The 25,159-nt window shown below is 61.8% G+C and carries 24 protein-coding genes and 1 pseudogene; 12 read left to right on the top strand and 13 right to left on the bottom strand.

From position 1 onward, the window contains the following. The first annotated feature begins 29 nt into the window (after positions 1–29). Positions 30–536 carry a nuclear transport factor 2 family protein gene (locus PRZ03_RS11955; RefSeq protein ID WP_273600483.1) on the top strand — a complete coding sequence of 169 codons (507 nt, stop codon included), beginning with the start codon at positions 30–32 and terminating at the stop codon, positions 534–536. A 16-nt stretch (positions 537–552) separates the two neighbouring features. Here PRZ03_RS11955 and PRZ03_RS11950 read toward each other — a convergent pair whose 3' ends face one another. After that, entirely contained in the window at positions 553–2,067 is a 1,515-nt protein-coding gene (locus PRZ03_RS11950; RefSeq protein WP_273600482.1) for a CoA-acylating methylmalonate-semialdehyde dehydrogenase, read from the bottom strand. Positions 2,068–2,156: 89 nt separating this feature from the next. Between PRZ03_RS11950 and PRZ03_RS11945 the strand changes: the two genes are divergently transcribed. Further along, the gene (locus PRZ03_RS11945; RefSeq protein ID WP_273600481.1) at positions 2,157–3,116 is read left to right on the top strand and encodes a LysR family transcriptional regulator; all 960 of its coding nucleotides are present in this window, start codon (positions 2,157–2,159) and stop codon (positions 3,114–3,116) included. 244 nt (positions 3,117–3,360) lie between these two features. Next, on the top strand, positions 3,361–4,269 hold the full coding sequence (locus PRZ03_RS11940) for a YecA/YgfB family protein (protein ID WP_273600480.1): 909 nt from the start codon (positions 3,361–3,363) through the stop codon (positions 4,267–4,269). A 91-nt stretch (positions 4,270–4,360) separates the two neighbouring features. Here the strand turns inward: PRZ03_RS11940 and PRZ03_RS11935 are convergent, their stop codons facing one another. The 3 genes from PRZ03_RS11935 to PRZ03_RS11925 all read right to left on the bottom strand — a co-directional run bounded on the left by PRZ03_RS11935 (position 4,361) and on the right by PRZ03_RS11925 (position 8,225). Further along, positions 4,361–5,359, bottom strand: coding sequence for a choice-of-anchor A family protein (locus PRZ03_RS11935; protein WP_273600479.1), 999 nt, complete (start codon positions 5,357–5,359; stop codon positions 4,361–4,363). A gap of 154 nt (positions 5,360–5,513) precedes the next feature. Then, positions 5,514–6,845 carry an Hsp70 family protein gene (locus PRZ03_RS11930; RefSeq protein ID WP_263532631.1) on the bottom strand — a complete coding sequence of 444 codons (1,332 nt, stop codon included), beginning with the start codon at positions 6,843–6,845 and terminating at the stop codon, positions 5,514–5,516. 96 nt (positions 6,846–6,941) lie between these two features. After that, on the bottom strand, positions 6,942–8,225 hold the full coding sequence (locus PRZ03_RS11925) for a D-amino acid dehydrogenase (protein WP_273600478.1): 1,284 nt from the start codon (positions 8,223–8,225) through the stop codon (positions 6,942–6,944). Positions 8,226–8,419: 194 nt separating this feature from the next. On the opposite strand from PRZ03_RS11925, the gene PRZ03_RS11920 reads away from it, so the two are divergent. Together PRZ03_RS11920 and PRZ03_RS11915 are read left to right on the top strand one after the other, a co-directional pair. After that, positions 8,420–9,346 (top strand): LysR family transcriptional regulator ArgP, encoded by a 927-nt coding sequence (locus PRZ03_RS11920; RefSeq protein ID WP_273600477.1) that lies wholly within the window; start codon positions 8,420–8,422, stop codon positions 9,344–9,346. Positions 9,347–9,889: 543 nt separating this feature from the next. Further along, positions 9,890–10,108: a hypothetical protein gene (locus PRZ03_RS11915; protein ID WP_263532635.1), complete on the top strand. Its 219-nt coding sequence runs from the start codon at positions 9,890–9,892 to the stop codon at positions 10,106–10,108. A 25-nt stretch (positions 10,109–10,133) separates the two neighbouring features. Here the strand turns inward: PRZ03_RS11915 and PRZ03_RS11910 are convergent, their stop codons facing one another. The 4 genes from PRZ03_RS11910 to PRZ03_RS11895 form a co-directional block, all read right to left on the bottom strand. After that, positions 10,134–10,556 carry a universal stress protein gene (locus PRZ03_RS11910; RefSeq protein WP_263532636.1) on the bottom strand — a complete coding sequence of 141 codons (423 nt, stop codon included), beginning with the start codon at positions 10,554–10,556 and terminating at the stop codon, positions 10,134–10,136. Positions 10,557–10,628: 72 nt separating this feature from the next. After that, positions 10,629–11,420: a metallophosphoesterase gene (locus tag PRZ03_RS11905; RefSeq protein WP_273600476.1), complete on the bottom strand. Its 792-nt coding sequence runs from the start codon at positions 11,418–11,420 to the stop codon at positions 10,629–10,631. Positions 11,421–11,480: 60 nt separating this feature from the next. Next, entirely contained in the window at positions 11,481–12,239 is a 759-nt protein-coding gene (locus PRZ03_RS11900; RefSeq protein WP_263532638.1) for a UPF0149 family protein, read from the bottom strand. A gap of 33 nt (positions 12,240–12,272) precedes the next feature. After that, positions 12,273–13,220 (bottom strand): LysR family transcriptional regulator, encoded by a 948-nt coding sequence (locus tag PRZ03_RS11895; protein WP_276595247.1) that lies wholly within the window; start codon positions 13,218–13,220, stop codon positions 12,273–12,275. A 129-nt stretch (positions 13,221–13,349) separates the two neighbouring features. Here PRZ03_RS11895 and PRZ03_RS11890 point away from each other — a divergent pair, with 129 nt between their 5' ends. Beyond that, the gene (locus tag PRZ03_RS11890) at positions 13,350–13,586 is read left to right on the top strand and encodes a hypothetical protein (protein WP_263532640.1); all 237 of its coding nucleotides are present in this window, start codon (positions 13,350–13,352) and stop codon (positions 13,584–13,586) included. Positions 13,587–13,718: 132 nt separating this feature from the next. Here the strand turns inward: PRZ03_RS11890 and PRZ03_RS11885 are convergent, their stop codons facing one another. Then, positions 13,719–15,587, bottom strand: coding sequence for a phosphoenolpyruvate carboxykinase (GTP) (locus PRZ03_RS11885; RefSeq protein ID WP_273600475.1), 1,869 nt, complete (start codon positions 15,585–15,587; stop codon positions 13,719–13,721). Between the two features lie 287 nt (positions 15,588–15,874). On the opposite strand from PRZ03_RS11885, the gene PRZ03_RS11880 reads away from it, so the two are divergent. Further along, positions 15,875–16,447: an MOSC domain-containing protein gene (locus PRZ03_RS11880; RefSeq protein ID WP_273600474.1), complete on the top strand. Its 573-nt coding sequence runs from the start codon at positions 15,875–15,877 to the stop codon at positions 16,445–16,447. An 18-nt stretch (positions 16,448–16,465) separates the two neighbouring features. Here the strand turns inward: PRZ03_RS11880 and PRZ03_RS11875 are convergent, their stop codons facing one another. Further along, positions 16,466–17,539 carry an alkene reductase gene (locus tag PRZ03_RS11875; protein ID WP_273600473.1) on the bottom strand — a complete coding sequence of 358 codons (1,074 nt, stop codon included), beginning with the start codon at positions 17,537–17,539 and terminating at the stop codon, positions 16,466–16,468. Positions 17,540–17,697: 158 nt separating this feature from the next. Here PRZ03_RS11875 and PRZ03_RS11870 point away from each other — a divergent pair, with 158 nt between their 5' ends. From PRZ03_RS11870 to PRZ03_RS11860, 3 genes and pseudogenes are all read left to right on the top strand, one after another. Continuing rightward, the gene (locus PRZ03_RS11870; RefSeq protein ID WP_263532644.1) at positions 17,698–18,555 is read left to right on the top strand and encodes a 23S rRNA (adenine(2030)-N(6))-methyltransferase RlmJ; all 858 of its coding nucleotides are present in this window, start codon (positions 17,698–17,700) and stop codon (positions 18,553–18,555) included. 106 nt (positions 18,556–18,661) lie between these two features. Continuing rightward, on the top strand, positions 18,662–19,330 hold the full coding sequence (locus PRZ03_RS11865; protein WP_263532645.1) for a CAAX prenyl protease-related protein: 669 nt from the start codon (positions 18,662–18,664) through the stop codon (positions 19,328–19,330). A gap of 13 nt (positions 19,331–19,343) precedes the next feature. Beyond that, positions 19,344–20,654 (top strand): annotated as a pseudogene (locus tag PRZ03_RS11860) (MFS transporter); the annotation flags it as partial. Between the two features lie 80 nt (positions 20,655–20,734). On the opposite strand, the gene PRZ03_RS11855 reads toward PRZ03_RS11860, so the two are convergent. The 3 genes from PRZ03_RS11855 to tgt form a co-directional block, all read right to left on the bottom strand. Next, a complete protein-coding gene (locus tag PRZ03_RS11855; protein WP_273600472.1) occupies positions 20,735–21,451 on the bottom strand; it encodes a PEP-CTERM sorting domain-containing protein in 717 nt (238 codons plus the stop codon). Between the two features lie 249 nt (positions 21,452–21,700). Next, a complete protein-coding gene (locus tag PRZ03_RS11850) occupies positions 21,701–22,186 on the bottom strand; it encodes a hypothetical protein (protein WP_273600471.1) in 486 nt (161 codons plus the stop codon). A gap of 47 nt (positions 22,187–22,233) precedes the next feature. Beyond that, positions 22,234–23,370 (bottom strand): tRNA guanosine(34) transglycosylase Tgt, encoded by a 1,137-nt coding sequence (tgt, locus tag PRZ03_RS11845; protein WP_263532648.1) that lies wholly within the window; start codon positions 23,368–23,370, stop codon positions 22,234–22,236. A 109-nt stretch (positions 23,371–23,479) separates the two neighbouring features. On the opposite strand from tgt, the gene PRZ03_RS11840 reads away from it, so the two are divergent. After that, complete coding sequence (locus tag PRZ03_RS11840; RefSeq protein ID WP_273600470.1) at positions 23,480–24,301, top strand: substrate-binding periplasmic protein; 822 nt, start codon at positions 23,480–23,482, stop codon at positions 24,299–24,301. A 14-nt stretch (positions 24,302–24,315) separates the two neighbouring features. Next, the gene (locus PRZ03_RS11835; RefSeq protein ID WP_273600469.1) at positions 24,316–25,134 is read left to right on the top strand and encodes a substrate-binding periplasmic protein; all 819 of its coding nucleotides are present in this window, start codon (positions 24,316–24,318) and stop codon (positions 25,132–25,134) included. The last annotated feature ends 25 nt before the right edge of the window (positions 25,135–25,159 follow it).

Genomic DNA, 25,159 nt, shown 5'->3' with positions numbered 1-25,159 from the left:
TGTCTGCATGTCTTCAAAAGGAATATTCAATGTCACTCGTTCGCTGTGAATCTCTTGGCCTTTTTCGAGCAACTGCGCTCGCCATCGCCTTGGCTGCGGCCGTGCCGGCGTTCGCCCAGGTCCCGGTGACGGCCGAGGCCGATCACGCTCGCCTGCTGGCCAGCAGCGACAAGCAGGCCGCCGCCAACAAGCGCTTGGTTTACGACTTCTGGCGCGAGGTCTTCGAAGGCGGGCATATGGAGCTGGCCGACAAATACCTGGCCGAAGGCTACATCCAGCACAACCCAAAAGTGCCCACCGGCCGCGCCGGCTTTGTCACCCTGTTCTCCAAATTCGTCAAACCCAGCACTATCGAGGCGCGCGTCAAAGCGCCACTGGTGAGCATCGTGGCCGAAGGCGACAAGGTGGTGATGGCCTTTGTGCAGGAACTGCCCGACCCCAAAGAGCCGGGCAAGAAGTACACCAGCACCTGGTTCGATATGTTCCGCATCGAAAATGGCTTGATCGCCGAGCATTGGGACGCGGCGACCAAGTAGGCCGTGAAGTAAAGGCTTAGCTGCTCGTCGGCATCACAAACTCGGCGCCCTTGGCCACGCTGGCGGGCCAGCGCTGCATGATGCTTTTTTGCTTGGTGTAAAAGCGCACGCCTTCTTCGCCATAGGCATGCATATCGCCAAACAAGCTCTTCTTCCAGCCACCAAAACCATGCCAGGCCATGGGCACCGGGATAGGCACATTGATGCCGACCATGCCGACCTGCACGCGCCGTGCGAACTCGCGCGCGACATTGCCGTCGCTGGTGTAGCAGGCCACACCGTTGCCGTACTCATGGTCATTGACCAATTGCACAGCGGCGGCAAAGTCGGCCACGCGCACGCAGGCCAAGACCGGGCCGAAGATCTCTTCCTTGTAGATGCGCATGCTCGGCGTCACATGGTCGAACAGCGAGCCGCCGGTGAAGAAGCCGTTCTCGTAACCCGTCACTTTGTGGCCACGGCCATCGACCAAGAGACTGGCACCCTCTTCCACACCGAGGCCGATATAGCCCTCGATGCGGTCGCGCGCCTCGCGCGTGACGATGGGGCCCATCTCGGCGTCGAGTTCCATGCCGTTCTTGATCTTCAAGGCGCGGGCGCGCTCGGCCAGCTTAGGGATGATCTTGTCCGCCACATCGCCAACCAGCACCGCCACCGAGATCGCCATGCAGCGCTCGCCGGCCGAGCCATAAGCCGCGCCGATCAGCGCGTCGACGGTCTGCTCGATGTCGGCATCCGGCATCACGACCATATGGTTTTTGGCCCCGCCCAGCGCCTGCACGCGCTTGCCATTCGCAGCGCCGGTCGCATAGATGTATTGCGCAATCGGCGTCGAGCCGACAAAGCTCAAAGCCTTCACATCGGGGTGGTTCAAGAGCCCATCAACCGCGACCTTGTCACCCTGCAGCACATTGAAGATGCCGTCCGGCAGACCCGCTTGCTTGAACAATTCGGCGATCAACAAGCTGGGCGAAGGGTCGCGCTCGCTCGGCTTAAGGATGAAGGCATTGCCGGTGATGATGGCCAGCGGCGCCATCCACATCGGCACCATGAAGGGGAAATTGAACGGCGTGATGCCGGCCACGACGCCCAGCGGCTGGCGCAGCGTCCAGTTGTCCATGCCCGTCGAGACCTGCTCGGTGAAGTCACCTTTGAGCAGCTGCGGCGCGCCGCAGGCGAACTCGATGATGTCGATGCCACGCGCCACTTCGCCCAAGGCGTCGGTGAAGACCTTGCCATGCTCAGCGGTCAGCATCGCGGCGAACTGCTCCTTGTGCGCATTGACCAGCTCCAGAAATTTGAACATCACGCGAGCCCGGCGCAGCGGCGGCGCATCGGCCCAGGCTGGGAAGGCAGCCTGCGCAGCCGCCACCACCGCATTGACGTCGTCCTGGCTGGCCAGCTGCACCTGACGCGCCACCGCGCCGGTGGTGGGGTTGTAGACCGCCTGGCTGCGGCCTGAAGTAGCGGCCATCAAGCGGCCGTTGATGAAATGGCTCAGGTCTTGGGTGCTGGTGTAAGGCGTGGTCATTTGCTGCTCCTTGGGATGAAGCAGTCTAGGCAGCATGGGCGAGCTTGCCAATCCGGTTTCGGCGATTTGATTGTTCGATAATCTGAACAATGGAAAAAGCCAAGCCAAATCCCAGCGAGCTGCGCCACGACGTCTTGTGGGGCCAGTTGCACGCCTTGACCGTGATCGCACAGCTCGGCAGCTTCACCAAGGCGGCGCAGCGCCTGGGCCTGTCCAAAGCGGCGGTCAGCCAACGCATCAGCGAGTTGGAGCGCGCAATGGGGCAGAGCCTGGTGTCGCGCACCACCCGCTCGGTGCGCCTGTCGCAAGCCGGCCAGGACCTGGTCGATGCCACCGAGGCCAGTTTTGCCCAAATCACCCGAGCCTTAAGTGCGTCGCGCGACGCCGTCGGCCAAGCACGCGGGCTCTTGCGCGTCACCGCGCCGGTGGCGCTGGGCCGTCAGCATGTGGCGCCTTGCTTGAGCGCCTTCTTCAAGCTTTACCCGCAAATTCGCATTGAGCTGGATTTATCCGACCGGCTGGTGCCGCTGGCGCAAGAGGGTTTTGATCTGGCCATCCGACATTGCAGCGCGCCGCCGGACAGCCATGTCGCCGTCAAGCTCTGCGCCTCGCGGGCCATCTTGGTGGCCAGCCCGGACTATCTGCAGGCGCGAGGCGAGCCCGGCCATCCGGACGACTTGGCCGAGCATGCCTGCCTGCCCTATCTGCGCCCCGGCCCGGCGGTCTGGTTGTTTGAACAAGCCAGCGGCAAAGAGCCGCAGCGCCTGCGCATCCCCGTGCAAGGCCCGCTGCGCGCAAGCAATAGCGAGATCCTGCGCGACGCGGCACTTGATGATCTGGGTCTGGCCCTGCTGCCCGACTTCAGCGCCGCACCGGCGCTGCGCAGCGGCGCTCTGCTCGAAGTGCTGCCGCAATGGCGGCCGGTCGGCTTCTTTGGCGACAGCGTCTATGCCGTCTACCCCTGGAACAATCAAGTCCCCCGGCCGCTCAAGCTCTTGCTCGAGCATTTGCGCGAAGCCTTCGCCAAAGGTTTCTTGCCTAAGGCCTAAAAAAAACGCCCACCGAGCAAAGCCGGGTGGGCGCTAAAGCCCTCAAGCAAGAGGGCGTCGTTGGGACGGTTGCAAGGCATTGGTTACGTGACTCGCTTGGGTTCAATGTAAGGCTTCACGGCCAAGTCCACCATCCCCAAAGAGTGGGATAGCGCTTGAGCCAAGGCTTGATCGGCCTGATCAGCAGCATTGGCCAATTCGGCCGAATCAGCCGAACCAACCGATTCGGCGGGACAATAGCCCCATGAGCAAGCCCACGCCCCCACGTCCACCGGCATCGCGTCCGGCCCATTCACGCAGCGGTAGCAGTAGCGCTGCACCCCGCAACGGCGCTACCAGGCCGTCCTACGCGCCGGCCCGGCCCGGCAACCGGCCTAGCGCTGCTTCCGCCAACAAACCCGCCGCTCAGCCCAGCGCCCCGGCCGCAGTACGCCCCTTGAGCGAAGCCGAGCTGGACCGCCTGCAAGCGCTACTCGACCTTGTCCCCGCGCCGCTGGAGCCGCTGGATGTCGGCATGCTGGATGGTTACTTGGTCGGTGTGCTGCTGCAGCCCAAGGCTGTGCCCGCGTTTCAATGGTCGCGCCATGTGCTGGACAGCGACGAGGGCCGCAGCCCGCCGGCCGGCTTTGACAGCCATGCGCTGATGAGCTTGGTCAAGCGCCGCTACCAGGAGTTGAATCAGGCCATCACGCAACGCCAATGGTTTGACCCTTGGGTGTTTGAGTTGGAGGACGACGAAGCAGAAGAAGAAGAAAGCGCGGCGCAGTTCGAAGCCGAGCACGAAGACGGACACGATGACGATGAGCTTGACGGCGATGTGGACGGCAACCCCTCGGACGCCTTGTTCCCATGGGTGGCCGGCTTTTCGCTCGCCTGCGAGCATTTCCCTGAGCTGATGCGCGAAGACGCCGCCGATCTTTTGGAGCCGCTGGCCGCGATCTTCCGCCACATAGACCCTGAAGACCTGGAAGACGCCGATGACTTGTTGGAAGAAATCGAGTCTCTTGAGCCGGCCAAAGACCTGGAAGAAGCGGTCGAAAGCCTGGTCAGCGCCTGCTTGATGCTGGCCGACGTGTCGCGCCCGCAGGCCAAGCCGATGGCGAGCCAGAAGCCACCGGCCAGACGCGGCCCGCCGCCGCGAGGACGTTACTGAGCCCTTGAACCGGGAGCACCACGTAAACCGATTGCTCCCGCTATCGGACAGCCCAGCACTTGATGATGAGTGCTGAGTTTATAGCTCAGGCTCAAACTCGACGGCGCGTTCCCACGCAAGCAAAGAAGCCTAAACCGGCCAGCAGCAAAGCAAAGGTCTGCGGCTCCGGCACGGCCGAGATATTGCCGCCGAAGTTGGCGCTATGGATTTCGCCGCGCTGGTCCAATTGCTTGACCAACACCGTTCCTTCGATATTTTGGTTGTTGGTCAGCTTGGCCAGTGGGGCCAAGACCACGCCGCCGAACTGATTGCTGATGGTCAGATCGGTGGCTTTGTAGAAATTCCAGATCGCCTTGGTGCCGGCGCTAATGGCGCTGCCGCCGAGGAAATTGCTGGCAAAGGACAAGGTGGTTTCGTCCACATTGAAGATCACCGTGCTGGCGCCATTCCAGTTGAATTCGAACTCGCCTTTTGAAAACACCTGAGTGTCGATGGCGCTCAAATTGAACACCGCCAGGCCCTTGCTATTGGCCACGGCGCTGAAGGTGGCCATGTTGCCATTGAAGCTCACCGAGCTGCCGGTGCTGGCCAATTGGCTCAGCGACGTGGACAAGCCGCCGATCACGTTGCCAAACTGCGTGCTGCTCGCAGCGGCCACGGTGCTTGGCGCTGGACTCAGCAGGCCGCCGTTGTAATTGTTGCCAGACGCCGCGCCAACAATATAGGCAAGGCCATTGAAGTTGTTGCCGCTCGCGCCGGCCAGCACGGCCGTGGTGCCGCCATTGACCGTGCTGAATTTGAGGCTGCCTTCGACCACCAAGCCGTTGCTATTGACCTTGATGTTCTCGGCCGAACCCTTGACGGTCAGGCCGGCGTAGCTGGAGGGCTTGATACCGTTCGGATGGCCAGCAAATTCGCCGCCGACTACGCTGCCGCCGATGAAGCTGCGGCCGTCGACATGAGATGCCGAGGCCACATTGCCCAGAGTGACCAAATTGAACTGAGTCAACACTTCTTGTGCCGTCAACGCTGGGGCGGCACCGGCGTAAGCGGCGACAAGACTCAAGAGGGCGAATGCAGGTTTTTTCATGAGGGAAGTTGGATTGGTTGGCTTCCCTTGCATTCTGCCGAATTTCGGAACGATGTTTCGATTTTCGCCCCCCCTGGGTCAGGGGGCCAAACAACGAGAATCGTGAGCATCACACGCCAAAGCCGGCCGCAGCGCGCGGCGCGGCGCGGCGCGGCTACGCGTTTTGGAATATCCGCGCTGCGTGCAAGCCCAGGCCCGTCGCCACCGACGCAAAGCGGTCACCGCGCGCCAAAGCTGCGGCCGGGTAATCGGCGGCGATGCGCTCGGCCAATAAGCGCAGGCCGGTGGAGCCGCCGGTGAAGTAAAGCGCATCGATCTGGTCAGGAGCCAAGCCCGCCTGCGCGACGGCCTCACGGCCGGCTTGGGCGATGCGCTCGATATCGGGGCCGATGGCGGCCACCGCAGCGGCTTCCGACAACTCGATCTGCAAGCCGTTCTCGACCACGCCCAGGTCAATGACCGTGTCACCGCCATTGGCAACGGCGATCTTGGCCGCTTCGGCGCGGCCGGCGAGTTCATGGCCCAGATGATCCTCGACCACCGTCATCAGGCGCTGGTGATGCTGGACGTTGCCATAGAAGCTGCGCATATTGCGCAGCTCGGCGACGCGGCCTGGGCTGTAGACGGTGTTGATCAGATGCCAGGTGGCGAGGTCGAAATAGACGCCGCTGGGCACCTCGCGTGCCGGCGCGCCGGGGCGCTCGGGGCCATAGGAGCGGTAGCCGAATTCGCGCAGCACGCTGGCGAGCTCGACATGGCGGTCAAAGTCGGTGCCGGCGATGTGCACGCCGTGATTGGCGAGGATGTCATCGCGGCGATCGACGCGCTTCATGCGCTCGGGGCCGACGCGCACGACGGAAAAGTCCGAGGTGCCGCCGCCGATGTCGGCGACCAGCACGATTTGCTCGCGCTCGCTGTGCTGCTCAAAGTCGAACGCCGCCGCGATCGGCTCGAACTGGAAATGCACGTCATCGAAGCCGACTGCATGGGCGGCTGCTTCCAGCGAGGCCTGCGCCTGCGCGTCGCGCTTGGGTTCACCGTCGACAAAAAACACCGGCCGGCCCAAGACCAGCTTGTTCAACGGTGCCGGTGCGCCGGCGGCCAGGGCCGAATTGCGCAAACGCTTCAGGTAACCGGACAAGATGTCCGAGTATTTGACGCCGCGCCCGCCGCCGACATCGGTGGTCTGGTCAATCAGGCCGCTGCCGAGGATGCTCTTCATCGAGCGCATCAGGCGGCCATCGGCTCCTTCGACATAAGCCGCCACGGCGGCACGGCCAAAGGCGCGCGGCGGGCCGTCGGCATCATGCTTGCCGTCGACGTAATAGAACACCGCCGTCGGCATCGTCGTCTGACCGGCTTCCAGTTCCACCAAGCGCATGGCGCCGCTGCCGTCCAGACGAGGGATGGCGATGGCGGAGTTGGAGGTGCCAAAGTCAATCGCGCAGAAACTTGACTTGGAGGGGCTGGAAAGCGATGCAGGCATGGGCAGGGACAACGGAAGGGGCGCGAATTGTACGGCCCACGCCCGATTTCGCTTGCCTGCGTCCCTGTCGGCTTACCGGGCTATCTGGCTATCCGTCTATCGGACTACCGAACCGTAGAAGCCGAAGTCCAGCGGCGGGCGGCGCCCGGCCATCAACTCGGCCATCGCATGGCCGGAGCCGGCGCCATGGGTCCAGCCCAAGGTGCCATGGCCGGCGTTTATCCACAGATTGCTGGCCTTCTTGCTGCGACCGATGTAGGGGATATTGGTGGGCGTGCTCGGGCGCAGGCCGGTCCAGTAATTGGTCTCGCTCAGATCGGCGACGCCGGGGAACAGCTCTTCATAGCGCTTGACCAAGGCTTCGCAGCGGGTGCGCGATGTCGGACGGGCCAGGTCGGAGTCAAAGCCGCAAAGCTCGGCGGTGCCGGCGATACGGATGCTGTCGCCCAGGCGCGAAATGGCGATTTTGCGGGTGTCATCCAGCAGGCTGACGACGCTGGCTTGCTCGGGCTTCTTGAGCTTCATGGTGGCCGAGTAGCCCTTGGCTGGATAGATATTCAGGAACTCACCGAGTGGGCGCACCAGCGCCGGCGTGTAGGAACCCATCGCGGCGACAAAAGCGTCGGCCTTCAGCTCGGTCTTCTTGCCGCTGCGGACGCTGGCGATTTGCACCGCGTCGATCTGCGCGCCGCTGCGCGACAGCGCCAGGATGTCGTGCTCATACAAGAAGGTCGCGCCACGCTCGGCGCATAAGCGGGCCAGCTTTTGCGTGAACACGCAGGCGTCGCCCGACTCATCGCTGGGCGTGAAGGTGCCACCGTGGATGTTGTTGCCGAAGGTGGCCAGCGCCGGCTCAATCTTCAGGACCTCCGCGCGGTTCAGTACGCGGCGGTCAACGCCGTGGCGGCGCATGATCTCGGCGCCAGCAGCGCCGTTTTCAAAATCGGCCTGCGAGGAGAAGAAATGCAGGATGCCACGCTCCAGCCGCTCGTATTCGATGCCGGTCTGCGCCACCAAGGTCTTCAGCGACTCATGGCTGTAGCGGCCCAGTTGCACCAGTTGTTCGACATTGCGCTCGAAAGCGGCCGTCGTGCATTGGGTCAAGAAGCTCAGGCCCCAGATCCATTGCTTGGGGTCCAGGCTGGGGCGGAACAGCAGCGGTGAGTCATCACGCAGCAGCCATTTGGCGACCTTGAACGGCGCACCGGCATTCGCCCAGGGCTCGCAGAAGCTGACCGAGATCTGCGCGCCATTGGCGAAACTGGTTTCCAGTGCCGCATCGGCTTGGCGGTCCACCACCGTGACCTCGTGGCCCTGCTCAAGCAGATACCAGGCGGTGCTGATGCCGATGATGCCGGCTCCCAAAACGACGACTTTCATAGACACTCCAGCGAACCCGAGGCGGGCCGGTATAAGTTCAAGTCCAAAACGGATATCGGCCAAGACGCGCCCGCGCTGCAGGCCATTCGCGTATTGATTGTTTCGCTCATTCACCGATCGAGGGCGGATTGTCGGCAGGCTCCGGTAAAACCAGAAGAGAAATTACTATTTCTCTGGATACATTAGCAATACTTATGAAAGACCTTGACTCCGCCGCCCTTGATTGCCTGGCCGCCTTGGCCGACGAGCGCAGTTTCGAGCGAGCCGCCCAGCGCCTCAGCATCACCCAAAGTGCGGTCTCGCAACGGCTACGCAGCTTGGAGTCGCAAGTGGGGCAATTATTGGTGGTGCGCTCGCGGCCGCTGCGCCTGACCGAGCCCGGCAAGGTCTTGCTGCGCTTCGCACGCCAGTTGCAGGCCTTGCGCACCGACGTGGCACGCGAGTTGGGCGGACAAGTGGCGCCGAACGAGCGCATCGCCATCGCCGTCAATGCAGACAGTCTGGCGACCTGGGTCTTGCCGGCGCTGGACTCGGTCGTGCAGGCGGGCTTGAAACAAGGCTTCGGCCTGGAGTTGGTGGTAGACGACCAAGACTTCACCCATGACTGGTTGCGCCAAGGTGAGGTTTTGGGCTGCATCAGCACGGTGCGCCAGGCGCTGCGTGGCTGCTTGGTCCAGCCCTTGGGCGTGATGCGCTATGTGGCGGTGGCCAGCCCGGCCTTTATGCGCACGCATTTGCCGGATGGACTCACGGCCAGCAATTTCGCCAACACGCCCTTCTTGGTCGTCAATCGCAAGGACGATTGCCAGGTGCAGTGGGTGGCCAAGGCCTTTGGGCTCAGGGCACCGCGGCTGCAGGAGCGCTATGTGCCGTCCAGTGACGCCTATGTGCGGGCGGTGTGCATGGGCTGGGGGGTTGGCGTGGCGCCGGAGTTGCAAGCCAGGGCCTTGATCGCCAGCGGTGACTTGATGGCGCTACGACCCGATCTGAGCGTTGAAGTCACGCTCTATTGGCACCAGTGGAAATTACTCTCTGACCTGGTGGCGGCCCCGACTCGGGTGGCCTTGCTTGACCAAATCGGCCAAGCCCTTGCGCTGGGCGCGAAAACGGCTTTGGTCTAGCCTTGCAAGAAAAAGCGTTTGCGTGATGCGTCGCGCCAGTCAGCGCAATGCCACGCCGCCAAGCAAAGCCGCCGACGCTGCGTAAGCGACCGGCAGCGGCACTCGCCCGACAGCGCCGTTTGCGAGTCCTTGAGAGCCGTCGACCGAAGCAAACCGATGGGACAAAGCGCTAGGTTGCGACTTCACCGACCCCGCCAGCCAAATTGCGCTGCACACCAACAAGCCAACAATGCTGGCGGTGAGCCATTTCCAAACCAATGCATTCATGCGTGAAAACTCCGTGACGAATTAGGCGTCGAGGGAGGCGCAGCATAACCAAGTAGAAACCAGAACACCAGCCTACCAAAGTAGGATATGAGGTTATTCCCTTAATTCACCCCCCAGTCTGCGGGGGCGGGCAATTTCCTAGATTGCAGGCCGTATGTTTTTAACAACTGCGGTCTGAAGACCCTCCAAATCGGGGATTCAGCAGGCCCTTGAATCACGCACACTCATTGCCAAGGCGACGGTTTCGCCTGACACAGCCCAAGAGCGAGGTTTGATATGCGATTCGCACCAGCATTGCGCTTCTTCCGCCGCAGCCCCGCGCCCTCGATGGAGCAGGACCCCGCCGATCTGGGTACCGCTTTTGGCATGGAAGCCAGCCTCGAAGACGGCGACGACTACCGCGCAAGCGTCACCGAGGTCGAGTTGGAGTCGGAGCGCGCGCGCGCCGCGCTGGAGTCGCCGCTGGCCTGGCTGTCCAAGCGCCACGGCGCTTGAGCACAGGCCAAGCCTGTTCGCCTGCTTAGCGAATCAGCAGCACCGGCGTGCTGCAGTTGGCCATGACCTTGGTCGCGACCGAGCCCATCACCAGATTGGCGATCGTGCCATGACCATGTGAGCCCAAAATGAGCAAATCAAATTTGCCCTTGTCGGCGCTCGCCGCGATCAAATCAGCGGCCGAACCGACCTTGTTGATGTAATCGGCCTTAATTCCTTGCTTGCTGAAAAAGCTGCGTACGGTCTTCAAGACCTTTTCGCCTTCATCAGCGTAATAGCTCTTCAGCAAATCTTTATCGAGCACCGCAGCCGCGCGCGGGGGCACGGCCGGCACGGCGTGCAGCACCGTGTACTGATGGGCGTCACCCAACCACTCATCATGTGCGGCCAAATAGGCCAGCATGCGTTTGGTGTATGTGCTGCCGTCAACGGCGACCAGGATCTTCATATGCGCTCCTTTGCTGAGATTGCTCTGTGCAACACAGTTTGACATAGGGCCGTAGCGCCAAATTGATACTGGTCAAGGCGGGGCCGCAAACACATCAATCAAGAGCTGCGGATCAAAACGCGCCGGCTCTCCTTTGCGCAGATGGCCGCGGGCATTGCAAATGACCCGGGTACGGCCTTCGGCATGGGCCACTTCGTAATCGTTCTGACAGTGCAGATGGCCGTGCAACCACAGGCGCGCCTGGGTGAACAAGGCCTCATCATCATTGCAAAAGCTGGCGGTACCCGGCTGCTTGCCATAGCGCGGATCAGCGCTGCGCAAGCTGGGCGCAAAGTGAGTGATCACCACCGTAGCATCCCAGTCGGTCGAGGCATCGCCGAGGGCCAATTCTTGCGTCAGCCAGTCGCGGCAAACCAGGGCTTGCGCTCTCACCGCCTCCGCATCAAAAGGCGTGCCATCGCGGGATGCTGCCATCACACGCTGAAAGTAGCTGGCCGCACGCATGGACCGGGCACGCTCTTTCTCGCCAAACACATCAAAGTCGCTCCAGCGCGTGCTGCCGACAAAGCGTACACGCCGCCCTTGGGCATCTGCCCGCACGCAGCGGGCGTCGTCAAGCATGGTGAAACCAAGCTGATCAGATAGCGCGAGCAGCCCGGCCCGGGCTGCGTCGAAATCACGCCCGTCGTATTCATGATTGCCGGGCACGAACAGCACCGGCACCGGCCAGTCCCGAAACAGCTGCAAGCCGCGCCAAGTGCTGTCGACGTCACCGGCCAGCACCAGCAGTTCGGCACCTCGGGCAGGTTCAGGCACAAAGGCTTCGGTCTCCAGGTGGAGATCCGACAGGAGTTGGATACGCAAAGTGCTATTCAGTCAGTGGCGAACAACATTCGCCTTGGAACGCCGCCCGGCCGCAACGCGCTAATTGGCGCCGTGGCACTGCTTGTACTTGCGGCCCGAGCCGCAATGGCAAGGGTCATTGCGGCCGAGCTTGGGGCCTTCGCGGCGCAGGGTTTCGACGTGATAGCGCTGCGCTTGAGTCAGATCGCAAAGATCGGCCACAGTGACGACCAATTCTTCGACGGCCTCGTCAATGTCCTTCAGAGGATGCTCACGATCCAGCGTGGCCACTACTTCACGCTCTTCGTCGGTTTCTGCCGGCAAATGGCGGTATAGGCGCGCCAGCGAAGCCATCACCGCATCGTCGGTCATATCCATCAACTCGGGGAAGCACAGCGCAGCGTGTTGGAAACCCGCGACCCAAGGCATCAAGGTGCGCGAGATCAGGCTCATGCCTTCATAGGTTTCACGCGCCTGCTTCGCCTCGGCGTCTTCGCCCTCGGGGATGGCTTCGGGCTCGGTGGGTTCCTCAAGGTCCAGAACCACCGGGTCAAACCAACCGTCCTCCACCATCTGCCGATTCAGCGCGTTATGCCGGCGCTCCACCAATTCACGCACACGCGCCAGCCACACCGGGTCGACATCTTCAGGCAAGAGGCCGCCGTCATAGTCGAAGATATTGGGCAACCATTCGTCCACCTCAATCAAGCGCGGCTGCACCAACACGCAGCACAGATAGCCATCCAACATGGAGGCATCCAAGGCTTGCAGCGGCGCGGGCGTGGTGGCGAGAAGTTCGTCGAGTTCAAAGAACTCGGAATCGGTCAGGTCAATGCTCATCCCGCAATTGTCGCCTCAGTTGGCGCTGCAACGCTAGTCTTGGCGCGCTTGTGCTCGGCGTGCAGCTTCAATCAGACGTTCACGCATCCATTGCTGGGCGCTGCGGCTTTCGCTGCGCAGATGCCAAAGCATGTCCACATGCACCTTGGCCAGTGGCACCGGCAGCGGGCGCTCGATCAGCTGCGCCTGGTAACCGGTCGCCTCCACAAACGAGGCCGGCAAGACCGTCAACAGGTCCGAGCGGGTGACCACCCGCCCGGCGGTAAAGAATTGATTGACCGTCAGCACAATGCGCCGACTGCGGTTCATGGCGTTCAGCGCTTCATCGACAAAGCCATGCGGCCGGCCGGAAAAGCTGACGAGCAAATGATGGGCTGCACAAAAAGCATCTAAGTCCAGGGCTTGGTGCTCCAAAGGGTGGCCGCGCCGCATCACGCAGACATATTCACTGTCGTACAGCCGGTACTGTCGGATGACCGACTGGCCGCCTTGCGCCCGCAACGCCGCCACCGCACCGGGGAAATAGCCCACCGCGAAGTCGGCTTCGCCTTGGTCGAGCAAGCCGCGTGGGTCGCGCGTGCTCAGCGGCAGCACGTGCACATTGGCCACTGCTCGGGCTTCCTCGAGCTGCGCGATCAGTGGCGGCAACAACAAGGCGGCGGTCGCGTCGGCCATCGCAATCCGAAAGGTATAGGCCTCGGTCTCGGGTTGGAATTCCCCTGGCGAGAACAGCGCCTGCAGGCGCTGCAGAATCAGCTGGACCTCGGGCCACATGCCCTCTGCCCGCGAAGTCGGCTTCATGCCAAAGGCTTGGCGCACAAACAAATCTTCGCCCATTGCCTCGCGCAAACGCTTCAAGGCATGGCTGACGGCCGGTTGCGTCATCGACAAGCGAGCCGCCGCACGGGTCAGGCTGCGCTCAGCCATCACCGCGTCAAACACCTTCAGCAGGTTCAGATCAAGATTGCGAAAGTTCACCATTCGCCCCGAGATATACAGATTCTTTATATCTTCGATTCAAACAATTCATTTGTCGACACCTAGGGTTTACCCGATAATGCCGCATCGGCTCAAAAAGCCCCCAAACACACATACAAGCAGGAATTCGCCATGAGCGTCGCAAGCCAAACTTTCGGTATCCCCCTAGCTCGCAACATCCGCCACGGCGGCTCGTTCACATCCATCGGCGCGCGCCTGTGGATGAATGTGATCACTTCGGTCAAAGCTCGCTTAGCCGTGGCCGCTGAAGCGCGCGCCGAACGCGAACTGCTGGCCTTGGCCCAGCAGTACGAAGTCAGCATGCCTTCGTTTGCCGCCGAGTTGCGCGCCGCCAACTGCCGCCGCTGAAACATCGAGACATAAAAAAGCCCGCTTTTTCAAGCGGGCTTTTTACTGGTCGGTACTTGCTGTTGATCTCAAGCCACTCAATCAGTTGGGGCCCGACCTTGCCGGCTACGGCAAGGTCCGGCCCACAAGGCCTTACTCCTTGCTCAAACGAGCTTCGATCTTCAGCTTGGTCGCTGGCAGTTCCGACGGCAAGTGATAGGCCAACTGCTGAAACAGCTCCTCGTGCAGCTTCATCTCCACACCCCAGGCCGCCTTGTCGATATGGGTGGTGATATTGAACTGCTCTTGCGTGAAATCCAGGCCGCTCCAGTTGATATCCTGATAGCGCGGGGTGAGGCCAAAGGCGTGCTCCTCGCCTGCTCCGGTGCCTTCGACCCGGTCCAGCATCCACTTCAAGACGCGCATATTCTCGCCATAGCCGGGCCAGACGAACTTGCCATCAGCGCCCTTGCGGAACCAGTTGACGCAGTAAATCTTCGGCAGCTTGGCGCCGCTGGCTGACAGCTTGGCGCCCATATCCAGCCAATGCTGGAAATAGTCGCTCATGTTGTAGCCCATGAAAGGCAGCATGGCGAAGGGGTCGCGACGCACCACACCTTGTTGGCCGGCCGCCGCAGCGGTTGTTTCCGAGCCCATGGTGGCGGCCATATAGACGCCTTCCACCCAGTCGCGTGCCTCCGTCACCAGCGGCACGGTCGTTGAGCGACGGCCGCCGAAGATGAAAGCATCAATCGGCACACCGGCTGGGTTGTCCCAATCGGCGTCCAGCGCCGGGTTGTTGATCGCCGAGACGGTAAAGCGCGCATTCGGGTGCGCTGCTTTGGCCCCAGTTTCCTTGGCAATGGCAGGCGTCCAGTCCTTGCCCTGCCAGTCGATCAGGTGCTCAGGCGGTGTGTCGGTCATGCCTTCCCACCAGACATCACCGTCATCGGTCAGCGCAACGTTGGTGAAGATCACGTCCTTGTTCAAACTGGCCATGCAGTTGAAGTTGGTCAGCGTGTTGGTGCCGGGCGCGACACCAAAATAACCGGCTTCCGGGTTGATCGCATAGAGGCGCCCATCCGCTGCGGGCTTAATCCAGGCGATGTCGTCGCCAATGGTGGTGACCTTCCAGCCTTCGAAAGCCGCCGGCGGAATCAGCATCGAAAAGTTGGTCTTGCCGCAGGCGCTCGGGAAAGCCGCCGCGAAATGGTACTTCTTGCCCTCGGGCGAAGTGACGCCCAAGATCAACATATGCTCGGCCAACCAGCCTTGGTCACGGCCCATGGTCGAGGCGATACGCAAGGCGAAACACTTTTTGCCCAGCAAGGCGTTGCCGCCGTAGCCGGAGCCATAAGACCAAATTTCGCGCGTCTCGGGGAAGTGCACGATGTACTTGGTCTGGTTACAAGGCCACTTCACGTCGGCCTGGCCGGCTTCCAGCGGAGCGGCCACGGTATGCACGCAAGGCACAAAAGTACCGTCGGCACCCAGCACATCGAGCACCGGGCGGCCCATGCGCGTCATCGTGCGCATATTGACGGCTACATAGGGACTGTCGGACAACTCAACACCAATATGCGCAATCGGCGAACCCAGCGGCCCCATGCTGAAAGGCACGACATAGAGCGTGCGGCCACGCATACAACCCTTGAACAGTGCCTTGTCGCCGGTTTGCAAAAGGCTGCGCATTTCGGCAGGAGCCATCCAGTTATTGGTCGGGCCGGCATCTTCCTTTTTGGCCGAGCAGATATAGGTGCGGTCTTCGACGCGCGCCACATCGCTGGGGTCGCTGCAGGCCAGGTAGCTGTTGGCACGCTTGGCCGGATTAAGTTTCTTGAATGTACCTGCGCTCACCAATTGGGTGCATAAGCGGTCGTATTCGGCTTGGCTGCCGTCACACCAGTACACATCGCGGGCCTGCGTCAGCGCGGCAATCTCGGCCACCCAGCCAATCAGGCGCTGGTGGTTCACATAAGCTGGCACATTCAAGCGCAGCCCTTCCATCACGGGTTGGTTCATCGTCGTTCCTTCAATATAAAAGCAGAATTTGGTCAAGCTCGTAGGCGATCACTAACTTACTTTGTGAACACCACCCTCGGACTTGACCGAATGCCGCTGCGATATCAGCGCCGACTCGGCCGCAAGGCTTCTGAAAACACCCATCAGCCGCCTCCATGGGCAATTGTCACCTCAATGTAACCATGCCGTAACTTACGGAGAACCCGTGGTTATGCATTTGCAGAATGAAGTCATGCCGGGTCGGGCTCGCGCGGCAAAGGGGCGCGACTTTTGTCACACTCCACGCCATGAAACTGATCAGCATCAATATCGCCTCGGCCCAAACCCTGCAGACCTTGGACGGTCAAACCGTGCAAAGCGGGATTCGAAAGCGCGCGTACAGCGGACCGCTTGAAGTGGGGCCACTGGGCCTCAAAGGGGACGAGCAGGCAGACCTGAGCGTGCACGGCGGCCTCTCCAAAGCCGTCTACGCCTACCCGAGCGAGCACTACGCGTTCTGGCAAACCGTGCGGGCGCAGGCCAAGGTGGCGGATTGGGACGAGGCGCTGGCGCCCGGCGCCATGGGCGAGAACTTGACACTGACCGGGCTGCTAGAGAAAGACGTATGGATCGGCGATCGCCTTCGCTTCGCCGGCTGCGAGCTGCTGGTCAGCGAGCCGCGTTACCCCTGCTTCAAGTTCAACGCGGTGATGGGCTTCAACAAGGCGGTCAAGCTGATGAGCGAAAGCGCTTGGTGTGGCTTTTACTTGGCGGTGCAGCAAGCCGGGTCTATCGAGGCCGGCGAGCCCTTTGAGCTGCTTGCCGGCCCGCGGGAGGTGACGATCACCGAGCTGTTCCGCGCCAAGATGCGGCGCGGCTGAGAGGGGCCTTCACAGCCATCAAAGGGTCGGGTAGTCGGTGTAACCCGCCGCCCCGCCGCCGTACAGCGTCGTGCGCTCCAGCGGCTGCAGCTCGGCATTCAGGCGCAGGCGGCGCACCAAATCGGGGTTGGAGATGAAATCGCGCCCAAACGCGACCATATCAGCGCGGCCCTCGGCCACCGCCTTCAAGGCCATCTCGCGGCTGTAGCCGTTGTTGACTATCCAGGGGCCGCCAAAGCGCTCGCGCATGGCCGCATAGTCAAACGGCGTGGCATCGCGTGGACCGCCGGTCTGGCCCTCCACCACATGCAAAAACGCCAGCCCCAAGGGCGCGAGCCGCTCGGCCACATGGTTGTAGAGTGCTTGCACCTGGGAGTCGCAGCCGGCGGGCGTGCTGGCCAAATTGACCGGGCTCAGGCGTAGGCCGCTGCGGCCCGCCCCAATCGCGCCGGCCACCGCCGTCATCACCTCGACCACGAAGCGGGCGCGGTTTGCTATCGAGCCGCCATAGGCGTCCACCCGATCATTGATGCTGTCGTGCAAAAACTGGTCGATCAAATAGCTGTTGGCGCCGTGCACCTCGACCGCATCAAAGCCCGCATCCATCGCGCAACGCGCCGCGTGGGCGAACTGCTGCACCACGCCGCCCACCTCGGCCGTGCTCAGTGCGCGCGGTGTGGACAAGGGCTTGAGGCCGGTGGGCGTGCGCGAATTGCCGCTCGCGGCACGTGCCGTTGACGACACCGGCGCGGCGCCACCGGGCTGAAAGTCGCAGTGCGAGATGCGCCCGACATGCCAGAGCTGGGCAGCGATCTTGCCGCCTGCCGCGTGTACCGCGTCGGTGATGCGGCGCCAGCCCGCCACTTGCTCCGGCGTATGAATGCCCGGCGTGTCGAAATAGCCCTGCCCTTGCTCGCAAATTTGCGTGCCTTCGCTGATGATCAGCCCGGCGCTGGCGCGCTGACGGTAATACTCGACCATCAAGTCATTGGGCACCAAACCCGGCGCGCGGCTGCGCGTCAGCGGCGCCATGACGATACGGTTGGCGAGCGACAAATCGCCGATTTGGATGGGGTCGAAAAGGCTTGGCATTGAATTGGCTAGGTTTGCAAAAGCGTAGAGCCTAGCCGGATTTCATTTCGGACCCCGAATTCGGCTGCCTAGTCGCCGACGCGGCCCGACGTGACTCAAAACCTTTGAATTTGGCCGTTCGGCGGTCGCGACGGACCCGCGCAGCCTAAAATTCAGCCATGCTCGCCTACAGACACGCCTTCCATGCCGGCAACCATGCCGATGTTCTCAAACACCTGATCTTGACGCAGGTGCTTCGCTATATGGGCGAGAAAGACAAACCTTACACCCTGGTCGACACCCATGCCGGCGCCGGCGGGTATTCGATTGAAGGCCAGTACGCGCAGAAAAAAGGCGAGTACGTGCACGGCGTTTCACGCCTTTGGGATGCCAAAGACCTGCCCGAACCGCTCGCCAACTATATGGACTTGGTGCGAGCCTTCAACACCGACGGGCAGTTGCGCCAATACCCAGGCTCGCCCGGGATTGCCAACTTGATCATGCGCGAAGAAGACCGGCTGCGTGTGCATGAGTTACACCCGACCGATTTCCGTATTCTCGAAACCTATCTCTCCACCCGCCCCAACACCCAGGTCAGCGACAAAGACGGTTTCGCCGCGCTGCGCGCAGAGCTGCCGCCACCGTCGCGGCGCGGGGTGGTCCTGATGGACCCGTCCTATGAGTTGAAGACCGACTACGCCAAGGTCTTGACGGCCGTGCGCGAGGGGCTTGAGCGCTTCGCCGATGGCGTGTTCCTGATCTGGTATCCGCAACTGCAATTGCTGGAATCGGCCCAGCTGGCCCAGCGCCTCAAGGCTGCGGCGGACGCCAGCGCCAAAAAGGGTTGGCTGCACGTGCGCCTGACGGTGCAACAGCAGTCCGATATCCGAGGCTTTGGCATGTTAGGCAGCGGCATGTTCGTGATCAACCCACCCTTCACGCTGCACGACGATCTGCAGGCCTGCATGCCCTACCTGGTTGACAAGCTCGGCCAGTATGACGGTGCTAACTTCTTGCTGGAGCAGCGCAGCCCCTGAGATGGCAAGGCCGCCAAACGCGGGCTTTTACTGCTGGGCTTGTCATTAATTCAAGGTAGGCTTGCGGCCTCTTACGCTCTAAACGGCTGCCGCCCGCAAGACCACGATGAATCTCAGCCCCGCCGCCCTGGCACGCGCCATTCCCTTTGCCGCCTTTATGGCTCTGTTGGCCCTGCGGGGCTTCTTGCCGGAAAGCAAGCACATTGACCCGCGCTATGTTTACGGCGTCAGCGTCTTGGTGGTCGGCGGCTTGCTGGCCTGGTTCTGGCTCGACTATGGCGAGTTGGCCCGCCAAAACCTACCCAGCCGGCGTGAGCTGATCTGGAGCGTGTTGGTCGGCATCGTGGTCTTCGTGCTCTGGATCAATCTTGACGCGCCATGGATGCAACTCGGCGAGCCCACCGCCAGCTTCTTGCCCTTGGATGAGCAGGGCCGCTTGATGTGGCCCTTGATCGCGTTGCGCTGGTGCGGTGCGGCCTTGATCGTGCCGGTGATGGAGGAGCTGTTCTGGCGCAGCTTTTTGATGCGCTGGATTGAGAGCCCGAAGTTCGAAACCGTGGACCCCCACCGCGTGGGCATCAAGGCCATCGTGCTTTCGACCTTTGTCTTCATGCTGGCCCACACCTTGTGGCTGGGCGCCGTCGTCGCGGGTCTGGCTTACGCGTGGCTTTATGTTCGCACCGGCAAGCTGTGGACGGCCGTGATCGCGCACGCCGTGACCAATGGCGTACTGGGCATCTGGGTCGTCAAGACCGGCCAATGGCAATTCTGGTAAAGCAAGCTAATCAATGAATTCCCATGACCACAGCAGCCAGTTTTCGCTGCTCAAACAGCGCCGCTTTGCGCCCTATTTCTGGGTGCAGTTTCTCAACGCGGGCAATGACAATTTATTCAAGTTCCCGCTCATCATCCTGATTACTTACCAGCTCCAGCTGGACTGGCTGCCGGCTTCACAGGCCGGTCTGGTGATCAATGCCTTGTTCATCCTGCCCTATGTGCTGTTCTCGGCCACCAGCGGGCAGCTGGCCGACAAGCTCGAAAAGCACCAGCTGATGCGCTTCGTCAAGTCGCTCGAGATCGCCATCATGGCCTTGGCGGCCTGGGGCTATCTGACGACGCAAGTGCCGCTGCTGCTGCTATGCGTGCTCTTGATGGGCTTGCACTCGACGCTGTTCGGGCCGGTCAAGTACGCCTACCTGCCCCAGCAGCTGAACGAGCGCGAGTTGATTGGCGGCAATGGCATGGTCGAGATGGGCACTTTTGTCGCCATTTTGCTCGGCCAGGTACTGGGCGGCTTGCTGATCGCCGTACCCGAAGTCGGCGCCCGCAATGTCGCTATCGCCTGCTTGCTCGCCGCCCTGCTCGGCCGCTTGCTGGCCCAGTTCATCCCACCCTGCCCGGCCACTGACCCGACACTCAAGATCAACTGGAACCCCTTCACCGAGACCTGGCGCAACTTGAAGCTCTCGCGCCAAGACCCGGTGGTGTTTCGCTCACTCTTGGGTATCTCCTGGATGTGGTTCTTTGGTGCTGTCTATCTGAGCAACTTCCCGGCCTTCGCCAAGGAGGTGCTGCATGGCGACGCGCAGGTCGCCACCGCACTGCTGGTGATGTTCTCGCTCGGCATTGGTGTTGGCTCGCTGCTGTGCGAGCGCTTGTCGCGCCACAGCGTCGAGATCGGCCTGGTGCCGGTCGGCGCCATAGGCATGACGCTGTTCTCCATCGACCTTTACTTCGCCTCGCGCGGCCTGTCCACCAAGCCGGTACTGATGAGTTTGAGCGAGTTTTTCTCGCACCCCGAGCATTGGCGCGTGTTGGCCGATCTGGGTCTGCTGGCGCTGTTTACCGGGCTCTACAGCGTACCCATGTATGCCTTGATCCAGCTGCGCTCGCAGCCCAGCCACCGTGCTCGCATCATCGCAGCCAACAACATCCTCAATGCGCTGTTCATGATCGTCAGCTCGCTGTTGGCCGGCGTGCTGATGGGCAGCTTTGGCTTCAGCATCCCCGAGCTGTTTTTGTCGGTGGGCCTGGCCAATTTGGTCTTCAGCTTGTATGTATTCGTCCGGGCGCCGGAGTATTTGCAACGCTTCGCGGCGCTGCTCAGCGGGAAGCGCTGAGCAGCTTTACCCATGCTGGGGTGGACCCGACTCGGGTCCACGGCATCAGACAGCAGGTATCAGGCCTGTTGACGGCGGCGCGCCTGCAAACCGACGAAACCAAGACCCGCCAGCAACAAAGCCAAGGTAGTCGGCTCCGGCACAGGCATCGCTTCTGCGGTCATGGCACCGAGATAGAACTGGTCGGCCTTGGCGCCGCCATAGGCAAAGGTGAAGACCTGCCCAATCATGGGTTGAGCGAAGGTGATGGCGCCCGTGTTCAGAGGCAAAGCGGTCGATTGATCATTCAACAAAAAGGTCGAACCTGTAGTCCAGGAGGTGAAGTTGTGACCCTCAGAGCGCAGCTGGATGCTGGTCAACTTGACGACTTGGTTGAAGGTGATGGTGAGCTTTTCGCCGGCGGTGATGTTGTCATCATCATTGGCACCCTTGAGGTGGTAGACGCCCAGGCCAGCACCCTTGCTGGCGGTCCAGCCGGGTTCGCTGTCCTGCACGACCGAAGCGCTGAAGCCGTTATACGTTGCGGTCGCGATCGCCACCAGGCCGCCATTGGTGTACTTCAGGCTGCCGCCGAACTCACCCTTGTCGACCTTTGAACTACAGATGTCGCTACCGGTGCAGGGTATGCCGTTGACCGGTTCAGGCAAGCTGGTCGGCATGGGCAAGAAATCACTTGCGGCGCCCCGACCCAATTTGTAGAAATCGAACTGTGCTGCGCTGGCTGGAGGCGCGACAGCGGCCAACAAAGTCGCGGCAAAAATGAGCTTGGTTTTCATGGACTGTAAGGCTCTAGGCCTGGGTTGAAGAGGAATGACTCAGCCTATGTGCAGACCGGCTTTAGACCTAGGCACAGGCACCCTGTGTTCGAGGGGGTGAGCAACACCCAGCAGTGGGGCATTCGATCAAAGCGTGAACAATTCACGCCAATCGTGGCGGAGGGAAACGCTCATCTAAGGTTTTCATCCGGCACCCGGACTCTGTGCCGCGCTTCAAGGCCGCTATCACCGGGCTGCGCTGAAAAGGCCTCAGGCCCGCATAAAGCGGCGCAGCCGCCGCTTGAACAGGCGCGCCCGGCGCCATATTTCACTGGCGCGCAGCCAGTCCAACAAGCCGCTCTTCCAGATCGTCCAGCTTGCATAGCAACGCGCGAACCAAGCCATGCGCAGCAAGGCCGGACGGGTCAGCTGGAACAAGCGGGCGACGATGGCGGTGCCGGCCAGCTTGGCCAGGATCACCAAGCTCAAGCCCAGGCCGAATCGGCCGCTGCCGATCAAAAGCAGCGCCAGCAGCTTGACCGGCAAGAGCAGCAGCGCGGGCAGCAGCAACACAGCCAAGGCGGCAGCCGGCGGCAAGCGCGTAATCAGGTGTTCGAGCTGACGCAAGACCGGCAGCCGACCCAAGCGGGCCATCAAGCGCGCCAAGGGCTGATAGCCCCATTCCTCAAACAGAATCAGCAGCGCCAGCAGCAGGCGCAAAGGCAGGAGCAAGGCGCGCTTGAGGGTTTTCAGCATGATGTGCCCATCATGCGGGCAAGGCGGCGCGCGCGCCCCGTGCCAAATTACACCCCGCGCGCTCTATCCTCGGCGAACTTGACGCGGAAGGCCTCAAAGCCGCCCGTGCCGGGTGCATCCAGCGCATCGCGCGCTTCTTGCATCAGATTGAGGTAGTAATGCAGGTTGTGGATGCTGGTCAGCATAGGCCCCAGCATCTCGCCGCAGCGGTCCAGATGGTGCAGATAGGCGCGCGAGAAATTGGCGCAGCAGTAGCAGCTGCAGGTCTCATCCACCGGCCGCTCGTCGGTCTTGTAGCGGGCATTGCGCAGGCGCAGGTCGCCAAAGCGGGTGAACAAATGACCGTTGCGGGCATTGCGGGTCGGCATCACGCAGTCGAACATATCGATGCCCTGCGTCACGCCCTCGATCAAATCCTCCGGCGTGCCCACACCCATCAGGTAACGCGGTTTGTCGGCGGGCAGTTGGTGGCCGATATGGGCCAGCACGCGCCGCATGTCTTCCTTGGGCTCGCCCACACTCAGGCCACCGATGGCGTAACCGGGCAAATCCAGGGCAGCCAAGCCGGCCAGCGAATGGTCACGCAGGCCCTCATACATGCCGCCCTGCACGATGCCGAACAAGGCGTTCGGGTTTTGCAAACGGTTGATTTCATCGGCGCAACGCTTGGCCCAGCGCAAGCTCATCTCCATCGACACGCGCGCTTCTTTTTCGGTCGTGATGTGGCCCTTGCTCTCATACGGCGTGCATTCGTCGAACTGCATCACGATATCGGAGTTCAGCACCGTTTGGATCTGCATGCTGATCTCGGGCGTCAGGAAGAGCTTGTCGCCGTTCACCGGCGAGGCGAACTTGACGCCCTCTTCCGAAATCTTGCGCATCTCGCCCAGACTCCAGACCTGGAAACCGCCGCTGTCGGTCAGGATGGGCTTGTTCCAGCTCTCGAAGCGATGCAAGCCGCCGAACTGTTTGATGATGTCCATGCCGGGGCGCAGCCACAGATGGAAGGTGTTGCCGAGGATGATCTGCGCACCCATCTCCTCAAGTGAGCGCGGCATCACGCCCTTGACGGTGCCGTAAGTGCCCACCGGCATGAAGATCGGTGTTTGCACGACGCCATGGTTGAGCGTCATCTGGCCCCGACGTGCGCGGCCCTCGGTTTTGAGTAAGTCGAACTTCAGCATAGTGGCGCGATTGTCGCAGCAGCGGACTCCCTTTACACTGGGCCGCTCAGGGACCCGGTTTAGAGATCCGCTCAGCGGACAGCACCGCCAACGCAGATATGAGCTCGGCATGCGCGGTCCTCTTTTCGCGGCTTTATCCACCACCTTGCTGGCCTCGGCCCTGAGCCTCTACCCCAGCACCGCTTCTGGCCAAGGCGTATGCGGCCAATACACGCTGGCCTTTTATGAGCTGGGCGCGCTCTACTATCGCAATGCCGCCGGCGAACATGTCGGTATCGACAAAGACGTGGTCGATGAGCTGAGCCGCCGCAGCGGCTGCAAATTCAGCACGGTAGTGGAATCACGCGTTCGCATCTGGGATCAATTGGCCAAGCACAAGCTGGATCTCAGCGTCTCAGGCATCGCTACACCTGAGCGGCAGCAGTTCGCCGAATTTCTGCCCTACTTCCAGACCCGCAACTTCGCACTGCTGCGCCGCGACTTGGCCGCCACCATCATGACGCCGGATGCCTTTTTGGCCGATCCGCTGCGCCGGGTTGCCGTGGTCAAGAGCTTTAAGCATGGCCCCGTGTTTGATGCTTGGTTGGCTCAGCTACGCGGGCAACGCCGTGTCGAGGAGTTGCCGGATTTCGACTCGGTGCTGCGCGTGTTCAAAGCCGGGCGGGTTGACGCCATGCTGGCGCTGCCCACCAGCTTGGCGCGCGTGCCCGGCGCCGACCCGATGCTGGACCAAATCAGCATCATGGATTGGGCACCCAACGACTCCATCGCCCACGCGCTGATTGTGTCGCGCGAGCGGGTGAGCCCCGCCGACCTTGCCTTGCTTCGTGCGGGCCTGCAAAGCATGCAAAAAGACGGCGCGCTTGAGGCCATCTTCAGACGTCATGTTGACAGCTCGCTCGCCCATGTGATGCGCCTCGAAAGCCCCTGATGGCAGGATTTGATATGTCCCGATTGCTCTTGCTGAGCCTGCTCATTCTTGGTCTCTACGAGCCTGGTCGAGTGCAGGCGGCACCTTGCGGCCCCTACAGCCTGGCCTTTTACGAGCATGGGGTGCTCTACTACCGCGAAGCCCAGGGTGACTATGCCGGCATCGATCTCGACGTTGTCAATGAGTTGGCCAAACGCAGCGGCTGCGTGTTCAACACCGTGTTGGAGTCGCGCGTGCGCATCTGGGACCAGTTGGCCAAGAACAATTTGGACCTCAGCGTGTCCGGCATCCCCAGCCCTGAGCGCGAACAGTTCGCCGAGTTCATGCTCTATATGCAGAGCCATAACTTCGCGCTCATACGACGTGAACTGGCAAGCGCTCTGAGTACGCCGGAGGCTTTCTTGGCCGACGCGAAACGCATGGTGGTGGTTGTCAAAAGCTTTAAGCATGGTGCCGCTTTTGATGCCTGGCTGGACAAAATGCGGGCCCAGCAGCGCGTCACCGAGGTGCCAGACTTTGAATCCGCGGTGCGCGTCTTTAAGCTCGGCCGTGCCGATGCGATGCTGGCTTTGCCGACCAGTTGGCCGCGGATATTACGCCGCGAGGGTCTGCAAGATCAGATCAGCGTGCTCGACTGGGCACCGCAAGACCGCATCACAGCCGGCTTGATCGTGTCGCGCCAACGGGTCAGCGAAGCCGACCGGCAGCGTCTGCGTAGCGCTCTGCATTCGATGCGAAAAGACGGCACGCTGGAGGCCATCTTCAAACGCCATGTCGACGCCAGCCTGGCCAAGGCCACGCTGATCGAGAGCCCTGCGGACGCGCCGAAATAGCCGCTCCAGCCCGGCAGCGGCGAAA

The sequence above is a fragment of the Roseateles albus genome (assembly GCF_028595345.1).
GTDB classification, from domain to species: domain Bacteria; phylum Pseudomonadota; class Gammaproteobacteria; order Burkholderiales; family Burkholderiaceae_C; genus Paucibacter_A; species Paucibacter_A albus.
The sequence above is the reverse complement of the archived record's forward strand: the minus strand, read 5'-3'. Positions and strand labels throughout refer to the sequence as shown.

Bases quoted from the DNA above. Each gene is read 5' to 3' on its own strand.
- PRZ03_RS11955 (WP_273600483.1), top strand. From the start codon at position 30: ATGTCACTCGTTCGCTGTGAATCTCTTGGCCTTTTTCGAGCAACTGCG.
- PRZ03_RS11950 (WP_273600482.1), bottom strand. From the start codon at position 2,067: ATGACCACGCCTTACACCAGCACCCAAGACCTGAGCCATTTCATCAAC.
- PRZ03_RS11945 (WP_273600481.1), top strand. From the start codon at position 2,157: ATGGAAAAAGCCAAGCCAAATCCCAGCGAGCTGCGCCACGACGTCTTG.
- PRZ03_RS11940 (WP_273600480.1), top strand. From the start codon at position 3,361: ATGAGCAAGCCCACGCCCCCACGTCCACCGGCATCGCGTCCGGCCCAT.
- PRZ03_RS11935 (WP_273600479.1), bottom strand. From the start codon at position 5,359: ATGAAAAAACCTGCATTCGCCCTCTTGAGTCTTGTCGCCGCTTACGCC.
- PRZ03_RS11930 (WP_263532631.1), bottom strand. From the start codon at position 6,845: ATGCCTGCATCGCTTTCCAGCCCCTCCAAGTCAAGTTTCTGCGCGATT.
- PRZ03_RS11925 (WP_273600478.1), bottom strand. From the start codon at position 8,225: ATGAAAGTCGTCGTTTTGGGAGCCGGCATCATCGGCATCAGCACCGCC.
- PRZ03_RS11920 (WP_273600477.1), top strand. From the start codon at position 8,420: ATGAAAGACCTTGACTCCGCCGCCCTTGATTGCCTGGCCGCCTTGGCC.
- PRZ03_RS11915 (WP_263532635.1), top strand. From the start codon at position 9,890: ATGCGATTCGCACCAGCATTGCGCTTCTTCCGCCGCAGCCCCGCGCCC.
- PRZ03_RS11910 (WP_263532636.1), bottom strand. From the start codon at position 10,556: ATGAAGATCCTGGTCGCCGTTGACGGCAGCACATACACCAAACGCATG.
- PRZ03_RS11900 (WP_263532638.1), bottom strand. From the start codon at position 12,239: ATGAGCATTGACCTGACCGATTCCGAGTTCTTTGAACTCGACGAACTT.
- PRZ03_RS11895 (WP_276595247.1), bottom strand. From the start codon at position 13,220: ATGGTGAACTTTCGCAATCTTGATCTGAACCTGCTGAAGGTGTTTGAC.
- PRZ03_RS11890 (WP_263532640.1), top strand. From the start codon at position 13,350: ATGAGCGTCGCAAGCCAAACTTTCGGTATCCCCCTAGCTCGCAACATC.
- PRZ03_RS11885 (WP_273600475.1), bottom strand. From the start codon at position 15,587: ATGAACCAACCCGTGATGGAAGGGCTGCGCTTGAATGTGCCAGCTTAT.
- PRZ03_RS11880 (WP_273600474.1), top strand. From the start codon at position 15,875: ATGAAACTGATCAGCATCAATATCGCCTCGGCCCAAACCCTGCAGACC.
- PRZ03_RS11875 (WP_273600473.1), bottom strand. From the start codon at position 17,539: ATGCCAAGCCTTTTCGACCCCATCCAAATCGGCGATTTGTCGCTCGCC.
- PRZ03_RS11870 (WP_263532644.1), top strand. From the start codon at position 17,698: ATGCTCGCCTACAGACACGCCTTCCATGCCGGCAACCATGCCGATGTT.
- PRZ03_RS11865 (WP_263532645.1), top strand. From the start codon at position 18,662: ATGAATCTCAGCCCCGCCGCCCTGGCACGCGCCATTCCCTTTGCCGCC.
- PRZ03_RS11855 (WP_273600472.1), bottom strand. From the start codon at position 21,451: ATGAAAACCAAGCTCATTTTTGCCGCGACTTTGTTGGCCGCTGTCGCG.
- PRZ03_RS11850 (WP_273600471.1), bottom strand. From the start codon at position 22,186: ATGCTGAAAACCCTCAAGCGCGCCTTGCTCCTGCCTTTGCGCCTGCTG.
- tgt (WP_263532648.1), bottom strand. From the start codon at position 23,370: ATGCTGAAGTTCGACTTACTCAAAACCGAGGGCCGCGCACGTCGGGGC.
- PRZ03_RS11840 (WP_273600470.1), top strand. From the start codon at position 23,480: ATGCGCGGTCCTCTTTTCGCGGCTTTATCCACCACCTTGCTGGCCTCG.
- PRZ03_RS11835 (WP_273600469.1), top strand. From the start codon at position 24,316: ATGTCCCGATTGCTCTTGCTGAGCCTGCTCATTCTTGGTCTCTACGAG.